Origin of the sequence: Comamonas avium (assembly GCF_014836675.1) — a bacterium.
In the GTDB taxonomy this organism is placed as follows: Bacteria; Pseudomonadota; Gammaproteobacteria; order Burkholderiales; family Burkholderiaceae_C; genus Comamonas; species Comamonas avium.
Window position 1 is genome coordinate 63,784 of sequence record NZ_JACSQK010000007.1, and the last position, 15,242, is coordinate 79,025.

Sequence of the window (15,242 nt, forward strand, 5' to 3'; positions counted from 1 at the left end):
TTACTGCAAAGCGCTAGCAGCTATGAATCAAGAAGCAGCAGAACTGCGTTTTAGTCCGGCGAGTTGCCGGCAAAACGTGGATCGTACTCCGCTTCCTGAGGCTGTTCTGTCTTTTGTACCACTTGGACGTGCTTGTAGATGTCTTTGATCAGCCTGTCGGTGCCTTCGCGCGCCAGGGCCGAGATTTCATAGACCGGCCCCTTCCACTTGAAGCGTTTGACGAAATCCTTGACCTTGGCTGCACGCTCTTGCTCGGGCACCATGTCCATCTTGTTGAGCACCAGCCAACGCGGTTTGTTATAGAGCTCGTCGTCATACTTCTTCAGCTCTTGCACGATGGCCTTGGCCTGCTCCACAGGGTCGACGCCATCGTCAAAGGGAGCCATGTCAACGATATGCAGCAGCAAGCGTGTGCGCTGCAGATGGCGCAAGAACTGGTGGCCCAAGCCTGCACCGTCCGAGGCGCCTTCAATCAGGCCTGGAATGTCGGCAATCACAAAGCTTTGCTCAGCCGCCACACGCACCACACCCAGATTGGGGTGCAAGGTCGTGAAGGGATAATCTGCAATCTTTGGCCGCGCATTGGACACCGCTGAGATAAAGGTGGACTTGCCAGCATTGGGCATGCCCAGCAAACCCACATCGGCCAGCACCTTCAGCTCCAGCTTCAGCGCAAAGCGTTCGCCCAGACGACCGGGTGTTTTTTGGCGAGGCGCACGGTTCACGGCGCTCTTGAAGCGCAAGTTTCCAAAGCCACCGTCCCCGCCCTTGGCCAGAACAATTTTTTCGCCAGGCGTGAGCAGCTCAAACAACACTTCACCGGTTTCCTGGTCCGACAAAATCGTGCCGACTGGCAAACGCAAGGTAATGTCTTTGCCTGCAGCACCGAACATGTCATTGCCCATACCGTTTTCGCCGCGCTCAGCCTCATGGCGGCGCGAGTAGCGGTAATCAATCAACGTATTCAGATTCACATCTGCCACAGCATAGACGTGGCCGCCGCGGCCACCATCGCCACCATCGGGTCCGCCGAATTCCTTGTATTTTTCGTGCCGGAACGTAGCAGCACCATTGCCGCCATCACCGGCAGCAATTTCAATATAGGCTTCATCGACGAACTTCATGAGGCATCCCGTAATTCATTAGTAGACCAGCACCACTGGTGCCGGCAAAGCATAAAGCAAGCACGTGCTTGCTATGCAGTACGGGGCTTGCATAACCCCTTAAACAGTAAAGCCCCGACAAGTCGGGGCTTTACTGGAGTCAGTGAACGCGACGCTTAGGCAGCGGGCGTGATGCTGACAGTGTGCTTAGACAAAGCGCCCTTTGTGTCAAAAGACACGTGGCCCTCTACCAGAGCAAACAAGGTGTGATCCTTGCCAATACCGACGTTGGTGCCGGGGTGGAACTTAGTGCCACGCTGGCGAACAATGATCGAGCCTGCGCTGATCAGTTCACCACCGAAAGCCTTCACACCCAGCATTTTTGGCTTGGAATCACGTCCGTTGCGCGTAGAGCCGCCGCCTTTTTTCTGTGCCATGACTTAGCTCCTTCGGAATTAAGCAGCAATCGCCACGATTTGCAGTTCGGTGAACTGCTGACGATGGCCTTGGGATTTAGCGTAGTGCTTGCGACGGCGCAGCTTGAAGATACGCACTTTGTCGTGCTTGCCGTGGGCAACAATTGTTGCCTTCACAGTTGCGCCGGACACCAGGGGTGTGCCAACCTTGAGTTCAGCGCCGTTGCCGACTGCCAAAACTTGGTCGATCACGATTTCCTGGCCTACGTCCGCAGCAATCTGTTCTACCTTGATTTTTTCGCCGGCGGCAACACGATACTGTTTGCCTCCGGTTTTTATGACCGCGTACATGTAAACCTCTTTCGAATCTGAGAGTCCCGCAGACGAATTTCTACGGAAGCCGGCTATTGTACGCACAAACGCCTTTTCCTGCCTGCGCGACAACCTTATTTACCCCTAGGACATCCGGCAGCTCTTCTTATAATCTGCCACTCTCTTGGCGGCATTATTTTGACTACAGCAAATCACACCCCCAATCCACTCGCTCTGATTGCAGACGACATGCAGGCCATGGACCGCGTTATTGCGCAACGCTTAACGACCAGCGTCCCTCTGATCGGCCAGATTTCCCACTACATCATTGCTGCAGGCGGCAAGCGCCTGCGCCCCGCACTGCTGCTGATGGTGAGCAATGCTCTGGGCGACAGCAACCCCGTCAAGCACTCTCTGGCCACTGTGGTGGAATTGATCCACACCGCCACACTCCTGCACGACGATGTCGTGGATGAGTCCACGCTGCGCCGTGGCCGCCCAACCGCCAACGAGTCCTTTGGCAATCCAGCCAGCGTCTTGGTCGGCGACTTTCTGCATACCCGCTCCTTTCAGATGATGGTGGAAGCAGGCAACATGCGCATCCTGCAGGTGCTCTCAGATGCCACCAACATCATTGCCGAAGGCGAAGTCCAGCAACTGATCAATACGCACGATGCCTCGCTCGATGAAGCTGGGTATCTGCACGTCATCCGCTCCAAGACCGCCAAGCTGTTCGAAGCCAGCACGCAAATTGCAGCCATCCTGGCCCAGGCATCTCCCAGCGTTGAAGCTGCATGCGCAACCTATGGACAGGCGCTGGGCACCGCGTTCCAGATCATTGACGATGTTCTGGATTACGATGGTGATGCCCACGAAATGGGGAAAAATCTGGGTGATGACTTGCGCGAAGGCAAGTGCACCCTGCCTCTCATCATTGCCATGCAACGCGCCAGCGCTGAAGACGCACGCATCATCCGTGAGGCCATCGAACAAGGTTCAACCGATCAATTACAGAGCATTTTGCAGATCGTCAAAAGCACAGGCGCGCTGGATGCTACGCGCCAAGCGGCACATGATGAAGCTGTGCGCGCAATGCAAGCGCTGGAGGCGTTGCCTGCAAATGCCTACACACAAGCCATGCAGCAGTTGGCTTCGCAGTTATTGCTGCGCCGCACCTGATGACTGACTAAAGCGCAGTTACGTGCTGTTTATGCGTGCCGCATCAAAATAGATGCAAAAAGCCTGCTCAAGCAGGCTTTTTGCATCTGTACAGTTAGGTTTTGATCAGAGATGATCATGACTAGAACAACCTTTCCCTGCTCGGGTACATGACCGCTGCTCCTCACATCGCCTCTACTGCCCCCCCTCCACTTGCTGGCCTGGCTCGCGCCTTAGTCAGTGCAGGTCAATTGACTGAGAGCATTGCGGCAGATATCTCCCGCAAAGCTATTGCCAGCAAGAGCAGCTTTGTTGCACAGCTGGTTGCTAGCGGACACTTGCCCGCGGCAGAGCTGGCCTATCAGATTTCCCTGATTTTCAGCACCCCCTTGCTGGATTTAAATACGGTAGACAGCACGCGCTTGCCCAAGGATTTGCTGGACACAAAACTGTGCACTACACACAAGGTGCTGCCGCTGCACAAAAGGGGCAACCGGTTGATCGTGGCAACAGCAGATCCATCGGACAAAGAGGCCTCTGAAAAAATCAAGTTCTCCGCCCAGGTGGGGGTGGACTGGGTGATTGTGGAATATGACAAGCTCATCCGCCTGATTGAAGCATCGTCTAAAAGTATTTCTGAAACACTGGACACTTTCACCACAGACGGTGACTTCCAGTTTGACGACATCAAAGATGCCCCGGAAACGGAAGAAAAAGACACGGCAGCTACTGAAGTAGAGGATGCGCCAGTCGTCAAGTTTCTGCACAAGATGCTGCTTGACGCATTCAATATGCGCGCCTCGGACTTGCACTTTGAACCCTACGAACACACTTACCGCGTGCGTTTTCGAATTGATGGGGAATTGCGTGAAATTGCAGCGCCGCCGATCGCCATCAAAGAAAAACTGGCCTCACGCATCAAAGTCATTTCGCGCCTGGACATCTCGGAAAAACGCATCCCTCAGGATGGCCGGATGAAGCTCAAAGTCGGCGCGAACCGCGTCATTGACTTTCGCGTATCAACGCTTCCAACGCTGTTTGGCGAAAAGATTGTGATCCGCATCTTGGATCCTAATAGCGCGAAAATGGGCATTGATGCGCTGGGTTATGAAGCCGACGAGAAGAAACGCCTGCTGGATGCCATCGAGCGCCCATACGGCATGATTTTGGTCACAGGCCCCACGGGTTCGGGCAAAACCGTCTCGCTTTACAGCTGCCTGAACTTGCTCAACAAACCCGGTGTCAATATTTCCACGGCCGAAGATCCATCGGAAATCAACATGCCCGGCGTCAACCAGGTCAATGTCAACGAAAAAGCAGGGCTGACCTTTGCCGCTGCACTCAAGTCTTTCTTGCGCCAGGATCCTGACGTGATCATGGTCGGTGAAATCCGCGATCTGGAAACTGCCGACATTTCGATCAAAGCCGCCCAAACCGGCCACCTGGTGCTGTCTACCCTGCACACCAACGACGCCCCGACCACACTCACGCGCATGCGCAACATGGGGATTGCACCTTTCAACATCGCCTCTAGCGTGATCTTGATCACGGCACAGCGCTTGGCACGCCGGCTGTGCCCTCAATGCAAACAGCCGCACGATGTTCCACAAGAAACGTTGCGAGAAGCGGGCTATGCAGAGCACGACCTCGACGGTTCCTGGACACCCTACAAAGCCGTTGGATGCAGCGCCTGCAACAATGGCTACAAAGGCCGTGTCGGCATCTACCAGGTCATGCCCATCTCAGAGGAAATTCAGCAAATCATCCTGCGCGATGGAAGCGCGCTGGATATTGCCAACCAGGCCAAACTTGAAGGTATCAAATCTTTGCGCGAATCGGGTTTGGACAAAGTCAAACTGGGCGTAACTTCCTTGGAAGAGGTACTGGCAGTTACCAACTTATAAGTACCGTAGCCCTGCATAGGCTGCGTGCAATCGAATCACAACAATACTGACAGCAGAGGGAGCAGCGGCATGGCACACGCAGCAACAGGCAAAACCAATCCCAAAGAATTCATATACGAGTGGATAGGGAAAGACCGCCAAGGCAAAGAGTTGCGCGGAGAGATGCGCGCAGTAGGCGAAGCACAAGTACAAGCTTCGCTGCGCCGCCAGGGCATCTTCATGACCAAGCTCAAAAAACGCAGCATGCGTTCGGGCAAGAAGATCAAGCCCAGGGACATTGCGCTGTTTACCCGCCAGATGGCCACCATGATGAAAGCTGGTGTGCCGTTGCTCCAATCATTCGACATCGTGGGGCGAGGCAACCCCAATATCAGCGTAACGAAGTTACTCAATGACATCCGCCAGGATGTTGAAACCGGCACATCACTCAGCGTGGCATTTCGCAGACACCCGCTGTACTTCAATACGCTTTACTGCAACCTGATTGAAGCGGGTGAAGCTGCAGGTATTTTGGATACGTTGATGGACCGGCTGGCCACTTACATGGAGAAAACCGAGGCAATCAAAGGCAAGATCAAATCCGCCTTGATGTACCCCATTTCCGTGGTCATCGTTGCATTTGTGGTCGTCACCGTCATCATGATTTTTGTTATCCCGGCGTTCAAGGAAGTCTTCAGCTCCTTCGGCGCTGACTTGCCTGCCCCGACTTTACTGGTCATGGCAATCAGTGATTTTTTTGTCCAATACTGGTGGCTTATTTTTGGAGTGATTGGTGGTGGTTTTTATTTCTTCATGCAGGCATGGCAACGCAGTCCAAAGGTGCAACGTGTGATGGACCGCATCTTGCTAAAAATACCTGTGTTTGGCCCTCTGATCGACAAATCCTGTGTTGCGCGCTGGACACGGACGCTTTCCACCATGTTTGCAGCAGGTGTGCCGCTGGTGGAGGCCCTTGACTCTGTGGGCGGTGCCTCAGGCAACACGATTTACCGCGAAGCTACTGAGCGCATTCAAAACGAAGTGTCAACGGGAACCAGTTTGACCGGTGCCATGAGCAACGCCAATGTTTTCCCCTCCATGGTCTTGCAGATGTGTGCGATTGGAGAAGAATCAGGCTCTATTGATCACATGCTGGGCAAGGCGGCCGACTTTTACGAACAGGAAGTGGACGAAATGGTGGCGGGCCTGTCCAGCTTGATGGAGCCCATCATCATCGTTTGCCTGGGCAGCCTGATTGGTGGCATCGTGGTGTCGATGTACCTGCCAATCTTCAAATTGGGACAAGTAGTTTGATGGATTTTTTCTTCCAGAGTGACATCGCCCTAGCGTGCCTGCTGGGCCTGCTGATCGGTAGCTTTTTGAATGTTGTTATTCACCGCCTGCCACAAATCATGGAGCAGCAATGGGATGCTGAATGTGCGCAGCATCTCGCAGCCAAAGCAGGTTCAGCCTATGTCCCAGCCCCCCCTTCCATCACGCTGAGCCGGCCACGCTCTCGCTGCCCGCATTGTGGTCACGCCATCAGGTGGTTTGAAAACATTCCGGTGCTCAGCTGGCTGCTCCTGCGCGGCAAATGCAAGCAATGCAGCCAGCGCATTAGCGTGCGCTATCCCCTGGTCGAAATTGCTACAGCAGCTTTGTTTGCATGGTGTATTGCCCGCTGGGGCTTTACCCCTGCAGGCTGGGCATGGTGCGGCTTTAGTGCGGCATTGCTGACCCTGGCATTGATTGACTGGGATACCACATTTCTTCCAGACGACATCACCCTGCCTCTGGTTTGGGCTGGCCTGGTGGCTGCTGCTTTGGGGTGGACTGGCATCGCGTTGAACAGCGCTGTGTGGGGAGCTGTCGCTGGTTACCTGTCGCTGTGGAGTATTTACTGGCTATTCAAGCTGCTCACAGGCAAAGAAGGCATGGGCTACGGAGACTTCAAACTGTTTGCAGCTCTGGGGGCCTGGTTTGGCTGGCAGGCCCTGGTTCCCATCATTTTGATGGCCTCTGTCATTGGCGCCATCATTGGTATCGCCATGAAATTGCGCAGCAATCTGCGCGAAGGTGGCTACATCCCTTTTGGGCCGTTCCTGGCTGGTGCAGGTTTTACCGCCATGTTTTTTGGTGCTGAAAATATTTTGCTCACGCTGTTGCACGCACTCGGCTTATGAACATGCACCGCGCTAAACGTTTGGGTCTCACAGGTGGCATCGGCAGCGGTAAAAGTACCGTAGCGCGCATGCTGGCTGAGCGCGGCGCGGCCATCGTCGATGCCGATGCCATTTCGCGCAGTCTGACGACAGCCGGTGGCCTGGCCATGCCACAAATCGAGGTGGAGTTTGGCAACAATGCGGTGGGCGCTGACGGCGCGCTAGACCGCAGTTTCATGCGCAATCTGATCTTTCAAGAGCCACAAGCACGGTTGCGCCTGGAAGCCATCGTTCACCCTTTAATCAGCAGCTTGACTGAACGCCAGGCACTGCAGGCCGAGGCCTGTGGTGCGCAGCTATTGGTATTTGACGTGCCGCTGCTGGTGGAATCTGGACGCTGGCGCCAGCAAGTGGATGCGGTGGTGGTGGTCGACTGCGAGGAAGAAACTCAAATCCTGCGAACGATGGCGCGCAGCAATTTAGAACGCCCGGCAGTCACGCACATCATGGCTGCGCAGGCCTCCAGACAGCAACGCAGAGCTGCTGCGGACTGCGTCATCTACAACGATGGACTAGATTTAGCTGCATTACGTCAAGAAGTGCTATCAATTTCGGCATGGTTACAGCTATGATGGCATCTGGCGCTTCTGTAACACTTGGCGAGCCTAGCGTTCAGAGGCTGCAAACACCCATTTATTGGCCTGCGCCTACCGGGATACTGCCAGCGTGATTCTTTACGAGTACCCTTTCAACGAACGCCTACGCACGTATTTGCGTCTGGAACAATTGTTTCGGCGTTTGTTCGAACTCGTCACGCGCGAATCACCCGTTGATCACCATTTCGCGCTGGCAACCATCTTTGAAATCATGGACGTGGCTGCGCGTGCCGACCTCAAGTCGGACCTGCTGCGCGACTTGGAGCGCCACAAAAGTCTGTTTGAAGGCCTGCGCAACAATCCCGCCATTGCCCAGGACATGCTGGACAACATCATTGCCCAGCTGGACCAGTGCTACACCCAGCTGCACGCCCAAACCGGAAAAACCGGTCAGCCACTCACCGAGATTGACTGGCTGATGGCCATCCGCAGCCGCATTGGCATTCCTGGTGGCACCAGCAGCTTTGACTTGCCCGCTTACCACCGCTGGCAAAACAAGCTGCCCACGCAGCGTCAGGCCGACCTGCAGCAGTGGACGCTGTGCCTCAAGCCCTTGGCCGACGCACTATCGCTGCTGCTCAGTTTGCTGCGCGAGACAGGCTCCCCCCAGAAAGTGGCGGCCAGCAATGGACAGTTTCAACAATCGCTGCCCGCTGGCAAGGCCTACCAGTTGCTGCGTCTGCGCATTGATGCGGATTCAGGGCTGATTCCTGAAATCAGTGCCAACCGCTTGATGGTGTCTGTGCGCCTGGTGCGTCCCAACGAAAGCGGCAGCCTGCAATCGACCACGGAAAACGCGGCTTTTGAATTGACCTTGTGTGCCTGAGGGCGCCCTTGTGTCAGACTTCAAACGATGAGCGACAACACCTCCCACGCCCCAACCGTTCAGTGCCCCACCTGTGGTGGCCCCAGTGTGTTTGAACCGGCCAATGCATGGCGCCCGTTTTGCAGCCAGCGCTGCAAAAACATTGATCTGGGTGCCTGGGCTGCAGAAGAATTTCGTGTGCCTGCACAAACACCACCGCAAGATGCGCAGTATGGTGACCCGCGCACGGAAGATTAATTAGCCAATTTCATAGCTATCAAGGCATACAAACAAAGGGTTTCAAATAGTTTTCTATTTGAAACCCTTTGTTTTTAAGCGTTAGCAGCTCTACTTTTTACCTCTGCCGTTACATAGGTACTGGCATCAAAAGGCAATCCACGCTCTTGGCTGAGCCACTGCAGCGCTGGCAGTGCCCCTTCCAGCACAGGCTGCACCTGCAGTGGCAGTTGCTGCCACACCATTTGCTGGCCTTCACGCATTTCAAATTCACCCGACCATTGCGTCACCTTGCACCAGTGCAGGCGCACAAGGGCATGGCTGTAGGCATGCTCCGTCACCTTCCAGGCGATGCAGTTTTCGATGGTGATGCCAATCTCTTCCTGCAGCTCGCGGCGCAGGGCCTGCTCCACGGTTTCGCCGGCTTCCAGCTTGCCGCCAGGGAACTCCCACCAACCCGCACGCGGTTTGCCTTCAGGGCGGCTGGTGATCAGTAAAGCGCCATCACTTTGGCGAATCAGCACGCCCACGGCAACTTCAGTATGTTTACGCTCGGCAGTCGTTTCAGCAGTCACAGTCACTTGTTTTCTCGTTGAACTTCAAATTTCAGCGCCATCGGCCAGACCATCAACATCAGCAATGGGCTGCACTGCGGCAGGCTTGTGGTTGTCACGGCCGGCGTAGTCGCGCGCAAACTGCTGGGCTACACGACCGCTGCGCGAGCCACGCTCGAGCGCCCAGATCAGCGCTTCAGGGCGCGCTGCCTCAATGGCTGCGGGCGATAAGCCCATGCTGGACAGCCACTGCGCCACCACGCGCAGGTATTCGTTCTGGCTGAAGGGGTAAAAACTCACCCACAGGCCAAAACGTTCAGACAGAGAGATTTTCTCTTCCACCACCTCTCCGGGGTGAATCTCGCCGTTGTCACCCTTTTGCGTGCTCAGGTTGTCCGTCATGTATTCAGGCAACAGATGGCGGCGATTGCTGGTGGCATAGACCAGAACATTGGGCGTGGCCGCACTGACCGAGCCATCCAAAATGGATTTCATCGCCTTGTAGCCGGGCTCGCCTTCTTCAAAGCTCAGATCATCACAATAGATGATGAACTTTTCAGCCCGGCCAGCAACCACGTCCACGATGTCGGGCAGATCGGTCAGATCGACCTTGTCCACCTCAATCAGGCGCAGCCCCTGCGGGGCATAGGCATGCAAGCATGCCCGAATCAGCGAAGACTTGCCCGTGCCGCGCGCACCTGTCAGCAGCACATTGTTGGCTGTGCGGCCTTGTACAAACTGCGCAGTGTTGCGCGCAATCTTGTCTTTTTGGCCATCGATGTTTTGCAGATCCGACAGCTCCATTGCACCCACATGGCGCACCGGCTCGAGCACACCACAGCCATTGGCGCGCTTACGGTAGCGCCAGGCAATCGCCACATTCCAGTCGGCAGGCGCTTGCAGAGCCTGGGGCAGCACGGATTCAATGCGCTGCATGAGCTGCTCGGCACGCTCGACCAAACGCTCCAACGGGTTCATCACATCTTGCACAGCGCTGTCTCCATTCATTATTTCGATAGCTATCAGCGCTTTATTTACAAAGACTTCAGATAGAAAAGTATCTGAAATCCAATAAACACAAGCGCCATTAGCTCCTAAAACCAAAAAGAAGTCTGACTACAGGCTCCCCTTGCTGATGCACGCCACCATCTGGTTGTGCAAACGGCCCAGCCCGCGGGCAATCGAGACGAGGGGCAGAACCAAAGACAGTAGCAGCGCTACGGCGAGGTTCGGCAACGACGTATCGAGGGTCGTATGCACAACCACCCAATTAAGAACGGTAGTCGGCGTTGATCGTCACATAGTCATGGCTGAAGTCACACGTCCACACGGTCTGGCTGGCCGTGCCACGGCCCAGACCCACGCGCACGGTGATCTCAGACTGCTTCATCACGCGCTGGCCGTCTTCTTCCTTGTAAGAAGGATTGCGCCCGCCATCCACCACCACATGCACATCGTCCAGATGCAGGTCAATCTTGCTTTGGTCCAGGTCATCGATGCCTGCGTAGCCCACGGCAGCCAGAATGCGGCCCAGATTGGGGTCCGAGGCAAAGAACGCCGTCTTGACCAAGGGCGAATGCGCAATCGCATAGGCGGCCAGGCGGCATTCCGCTTCGGTCTTGCCGCCATCAATTTGCACGGTGATGAACTTGGTGGCGCCTTCACCGTCACGCACAATGGCTTGCGCCAGCAGGCGTGAAACCTCCAGCAGCGCTGCCTTCAGCGCCTGCGCGTCTGCGCTGTCCCAAGCGGTAATCTGTGCATTGCCCGCCTGGTGCGTCGCCACCAGCACGAACGAGTCATTGGTCGACGTATCGCCATCAATCGTCACGCGATTGAAAGAGCCATCGGCCAGCTCCTTGACCAGGCTTTGCAGCAACGCAGGCGCAATCGCGGCATCGGTGGCCACATAGCCCAGCATGGTGGCCATGTTGGGGCGAATCATGCCCGCACCCTTGCTGATACCCGTGACCGTCACGGTCTTGCCACCCACCTGCACCTGGCGGCTGTAGGCCTTGGGCTGCGTGTCGGTGGTCATGATGCCCTCTGCTGCCACCGCCCAGTTGTCGGCCTTGGCGTTGGCAATGGCTGCAGGCAGGCCCGCAACAATGCGCTGCACTGGCAGCTCTTCCATGATGACACCCGTGGAGAACGGCAGAATTTGCTCGGCCTTCAGGCCCAGCTCCTTGGCCAGCGCAGCGCAGGTAGCACGGGCATTGGCCAGGCCGGCAGCCCCCGTACCGGCATTGGCATTGCCGGTGTTGATCACCATGGCACGAATGCCCTGGCCAGCAGCCAGATGCTCACGGCTGACCTGCACCGGTGCAGCACAAAAACGATTTTGCGTAAACACGCCCGCCACTGTGGCACCTTCGTCAAGCAAGAACACGCTCAAGTCTTTGCGGTTGGCTTTGCGCACACCGGCTTCGGTCACACCAATGCGCACACCGGCGACTGGAAACAGGTTGGCGGCGACGGGAACAGGCAAATTCACAGGCATTGCAGGGCTTCCTACAGAGAAACAGTTAGACGGCAATTATGGAGACAAACCACGGCGCACAACGAAAAACACGGGCCTGCGCCCGTGTTCTTTGTGTATGGCGGTGTTACCCGCCACGCGATACATCTCAGGCCAGCTTGCCGTGGCAGTTCTTGAACTTATTGCCACTGCCGCAGGGGCAGGGGTCATTGCGACCCACGCGTGTGCCGGCTGGCAGCTCAAAGTTGTCGGACTTGTCACCATCCGCGCTGGCATATTGCAAGGCACTCTGCGCACTTTCGGCGTGGTGTTCAATGCTCTGCGCCACCTCATCTAGCTGCTCAGGCTGCTGGATGCGCACTGTCAGCAGCACGCGCGTGACTTCATTCTTCACCGAATCAATCAGCTGGCGGAACAGCTCAAACGCTTCGCGCTTGTACTCCTGCTTGGGTTGCTTCTGGGCAAATCCACGCAGGTGAATGCCCTGGCGCAAATAGTCCAGAGCCGCCAGATGGTCGCGCCAGTTGGTGTCAAAGCTTTGCAGCAGCACAGCGCGCTGGAAGTTCATGAACTGCTCAGAGCCCACCTGATCGAGCTTGCTTTGGTAGACGTCGTTGGCAGCCTTCACGCAGGTTTCGAGAATTTCTTCATCGGTGATGCTGTCTGAATCCTTGACCATGGCCTGCAAATCGACATGCACATTCCATTCGGCCAGCGCCTTTTCCAGCGCAGGCAGGTTCCACTGCTCTTCCATGGATTCGGCAGGCACATACTGGCGCACCATGTCGGCCACGCAGTCTTCGCGCATGATGTTGATCATGTCGACCAAGTCTGCAGTGTCCAAAATTTCATTGCGCTGCTGGTAGATCACCTTGCGCTGGTCGTTCGACACATCGTCGTATTCCAGCAGTTGCTTGCGCATGTCAAAGTTACGCGCTTCCACCTTGCGCTGCGCCGATTCAATCGAACGGGTCACGATGCCCGCTTCAATCGCTTCGCCCTCAGGCATCTTCAGGCGGTCCATGATGGCGCGCACGCGGTCACCCGCAAAAATGCGCATCAGCTGGTCGTCCAGGCTCAGGTAAAAACGTGAAGATCCTGGATCACCCTGGCGGCCAGAACGACCACGCAGCTGGTTGTCAATACGGCGTGACTCATGGCGCTCGGTCGCAATGATGCGCAAGCCACCCAGGGCCTTCACTTCATCGTGATCTTTTTGCCACTGGGCATGCAGCTCATCCAGCTGCTGTTGCTTGGCCGCATCATCCAGTGTGGCATCTGCAGCAATCGCCGCTTCCTGCTTGCTGATATTGCCGCCCAGCACAATGTCGGTACCACGGCCAGCCATGTTGGTGGCAATGGTGATCATGCCCTTGCGGCCTGCCTGCGCAATGATGTCCGCTTCCTTGGCGTGCTGCTTGGCGTTCAGCACCTGGTGGGGCAAGCCCACCTTGGTCAGCATCTGGTCGATGATTTCCGAGTTCTCGATCGACGTTGTACCCACCAGCACTGGCTGACCACGCTCGTAGCATTCGCGGATATCTTCAATGGCTGCGTTGTATTTTTCTTGCGTGGTCTTGTAGACACGATCCAGCTGGTCTTCACGCTTGCTGGGCTTGTTGGGCGGGATCACCACCGTTTCCAGGCCATAAATGCTCTGGAATTCAAACGCTTCCGTATCCGCCGTACCCGTCATGCCCGACAGCTTGTTGTACAGACGGAAATAGTTTTGGAAAGTGATCGAAGCCATGGTCTGGTTCTCCGCCTGAATGGCGACACCTTCCTTGGCTTCTACCGCCTGGTGCAGGCCATCGCTCCAGCGGCGGCCTGACATCAAACGGCCCGTGAACTCATCCACGATCACCACCTCACCGTTTTGCACCACGTAATGCTGGTCACGGTGATAGATGTGGTGGGCGCGCAATGCCGCATACAAATGGTGCACCAGCGCAATGTTCGAGGGGTCGTACAGCGACGCACCTTCGGGCAGCAAGCCAGCGGCAGACAGAATCTGCTCGGCCTTTTCATGCCCATCTTCCGTCAGAAAGACCTGGTGACTCTTTTCGTCCACCGTAAAGTCGCCGGGCTTGGTGACGCCTTCGCCGGTACGAGGGTCAGCCTCGCCTTCTTGTCGCACCAGTTGAGGGGCCAGTTGATTGATGGTCTGGTACATGGCCGTGTTGTCGTCAGCCTGGCCAGAAATGATCAAAGGCGTGCGCGCCTCGTCAATCAAGATCGAGTCCACCTCGTCAACAATGGCAAAGTTCAGGCCACGCTGCACGCGGTCTGCTGCGTCATACACCATGTTGTCGCGCAGATAGTCAAACCCGTACTCGTTGTTGGTGCCGTAAGTAATGTCGGCCAGATACGCCAGCTGCTTTTCATCGCGTGGTGCCTGGGGCAGGTTCACCCCAACAGCCAGACCCAGAAAGTTGTACAGCGGGCGCATGGTTTCTGCGTCGCGGCTGGCCAGGTAGTCATTCACGGTCACCACATGCACACCTTGGCCTGTCAGCGCATTCAGGTACACAGGCAGCGTAGAGGTCAGCGTCTTGCCTTCGCCCGTACGCATTTCCGAAATCTTGCCTTGGTGCAGCGAGATACCACCCATCAGCTGTACGTCAAAGTGACGCATCTTCAGAACGCGCTTGGAAGCTTCACGCACCACGGCAAAGGCCTCTGGCAACAAGTCGTCCAGCGACTCACCCTTGGACACACGTTCCTTGAACTCTTGGGTCTTTGCCCTCAACGCCTGGTCATCGAGCTTTTCCAGCTCTGGCTCCATCGCATTGATTTGAGCCACCGTCTTGCGGTACTGCTTGAGAAGCCGATCGTTGCGGCTGCCGAAAAGTTTGGTAAGAAAGTTGACCATGCGAACGGAAGCCGCTCCACGATGCCCGTACAGCACCGAAAGCGGCCAAATCCCTAATGTAGAGTTGCCATGCAGATGGGCTCACTCAGCAGCAAAACAAGAGCCTAGACCGCTGGAAGCCAAAAATTGATTCTAACTGCCGCTTGCGCTTTGACACTAGCAGCCTGCCCCTGCAAGCACACAAGCAACAGGGTGCGCTGATAATGAGCCATTCACTCAGAGCTCAAAAATCATGCAACGGCGCCGCCATTTAGCCATCTCGCTGGAACAAGCAGCACAGTCTTCGCCTGCGTTATCGTTGCTGGTCAGCCAAGCACGCGAAGCCAATGCGCGCATGAAGGCCATTGAACCCTTGCTCCCACCAGGGCTGCGCCACAGCGTGCAGCCAGGCCCCATTGAAGGCAGCACTTGGTGCTTGATCATCAAGAACAACGCGGCCGCCAGCAAAGTGCGCTACCTGCTACCCAGCTTTGAAGCACATTTGCGCACAAAAGGATGGGATGTCGCACGCATTCAGCTCAAGGTACTCAGCACTTCGCCATGGCAAAGCCCGCTCTAATTCATTCAAAATAAATTAAAAGCTCTAGAAAATTCAGGGGGGGGAT

The 15,242-nt window shown here is 56.0% G+C and carries 15 protein-coding genes; 8 read left to right on the plus strand and 7 right to left on the minus strand.

Annotation, left to right across the window (positions count from 1 at the left end; genetic code table 11):
- Positions 1–50: 50 nt before the first annotated feature.
- The 3 genes from cgtA to rplU form a co-directional block, all read right to left on the minus strand.
- The gene (gene cgtA / locus H9646_RS14680) at positions 51–1,124 is read right to left on the minus strand and encodes an Obg family GTPase CgtA (protein ID WP_191724133.1); all 1,074 of its coding nucleotides are present in this window, start codon (positions 1,122–1,124) and stop codon (positions 51–53) included.
- Between the two features lie 155 nt (positions 1,125–1,279).
- A complete protein-coding gene (rpmA, locus tag H9646_RS14685) occupies positions 1,280–1,540 on the minus strand; it encodes a 50S ribosomal protein L27 (RefSeq protein ID WP_191724134.1) in 261 nt (86 codons plus the stop codon).
- Positions 1,541–1,558: 18 nt separating this feature from the next.
- A complete protein-coding gene (gene rplU / locus H9646_RS14690) occupies positions 1,559–1,870 on the minus strand; it encodes a 50S ribosomal protein L21 (protein ID WP_174862979.1) in 312 nt (103 codons plus the stop codon).
- 210 nt (positions 1,871–2,080) lie between these two features.
- Between rplU and H9646_RS14695 the strand changes: the two genes are divergently transcribed.
- From H9646_RS14695 to H9646_RS14725, 7 genes are all read left to right on the plus strand, one after another.
- Positions 2,081–3,010: a polyprenyl synthetase family protein gene (locus H9646_RS14695; protein WP_191724278.1), complete on the plus strand. Its 930-nt coding sequence runs from the start codon at positions 2,081–2,083 to the stop codon at positions 3,008–3,010.
- A 149-nt stretch (positions 3,011–3,159) separates the two neighbouring features.
- A complete protein-coding gene (gene pilB, locus H9646_RS14700) occupies positions 3,160–4,893 on the plus strand; it encodes a type IV-A pilus assembly ATPase PilB (protein ID WP_191724135.1) in 1,734 nt (577 codons plus the stop codon).
- Between the two features lie 69 nt (positions 4,894–4,962).
- Positions 4,963–6,186, plus strand: coding sequence for a type II secretion system F family protein (locus H9646_RS14705; RefSeq protein ID WP_191724136.1), 1,224 nt, complete (start codon positions 4,963–4,965; stop codon positions 6,184–6,186).
- Positions 6,186–7,055, plus strand: a complete 870-nt coding sequence (locus H9646_RS14710; protein WP_191724137.1) for a prepilin peptidase — start codon at positions 6,186–6,188, stop codon at positions 7,053–7,055. Before H9646_RS14705 ends, H9646_RS14710 begins: the two co-directional genes overlap by 1 nt.
- A gap of 2 nt (positions 7,056–7,057) precedes the next feature.
- A complete protein-coding gene (coaE, locus tag H9646_RS14715) occupies positions 7,058–7,666 on the plus strand; it encodes a dephospho-CoA kinase (RefSeq protein WP_191724138.1) in 609 nt (202 codons plus the stop codon).
- Between the two features lie 94 nt (positions 7,667–7,760).
- Entirely contained in the window at positions 7,761–8,516 is a 756-nt protein-coding gene (zapD, locus tag H9646_RS14720) for a cell division protein ZapD (RefSeq protein ID WP_191724139.1), read from the plus strand.
- 27 nt (positions 8,517–8,543) lie between these two features.
- A complete protein-coding gene (locus tag H9646_RS14725; RefSeq protein WP_191724140.1) occupies positions 8,544–8,753 on the plus strand; it encodes a DNA gyrase inhibitor YacG in 210 nt (69 codons plus the stop codon).
- Positions 8,754–8,827: 74 nt separating this feature from the next.
- Here H9646_RS14725 and H9646_RS14730 read toward each other — a convergent pair whose 3' ends face one another.
- The 4 genes from H9646_RS14730 to secA form a co-directional block, all read right to left on the minus strand.
- The gene (locus H9646_RS14730; RefSeq protein ID WP_191724141.1) at positions 8,828–9,313 is read right to left on the minus strand and encodes an NUDIX domain-containing protein; all 486 of its coding nucleotides are present in this window, start codon (positions 9,311–9,313) and stop codon (positions 8,828–8,830) included.
- Positions 9,314–9,331: 18 nt separating this feature from the next.
- Complete coding sequence (locus tag H9646_RS14735; RefSeq protein ID WP_191724279.1) at positions 9,332–10,264, minus strand: ATP-binding protein; 933 nt, start codon at positions 10,262–10,264, stop codon at positions 9,332–9,334.
- Between the two features lie 292 nt (positions 10,265–10,556).
- Positions 10,557–11,786, minus strand: coding sequence for a bifunctional glutamate N-acetyltransferase/amino-acid acetyltransferase ArgJ (gene argJ / locus H9646_RS14740; protein ID WP_191724142.1), 1,230 nt, complete (start codon positions 11,784–11,786; stop codon positions 10,557–10,559).
- A gap of 127 nt (positions 11,787–11,913) precedes the next feature.
- The gene (gene secA / locus H9646_RS14745) at positions 11,914–14,637 is read right to left on the minus strand and encodes a preprotein translocase subunit SecA (protein ID WP_191724143.1); all 2,724 of its coding nucleotides are present in this window, start codon (positions 14,635–14,637) and stop codon (positions 11,914–11,916) included.
- A gap of 232 nt (positions 14,638–14,869) precedes the next feature.
- Between secA and H9646_RS14750 the strand changes: the two genes are divergently transcribed.
- Positions 14,870–15,196, plus strand: coding sequence for a hypothetical protein (locus H9646_RS14750; RefSeq protein ID WP_191724144.1), 327 nt, complete (start codon positions 14,870–14,872; stop codon positions 15,194–15,196).
- Positions 15,197–15,242: the final 46 nt, after the last annotated feature.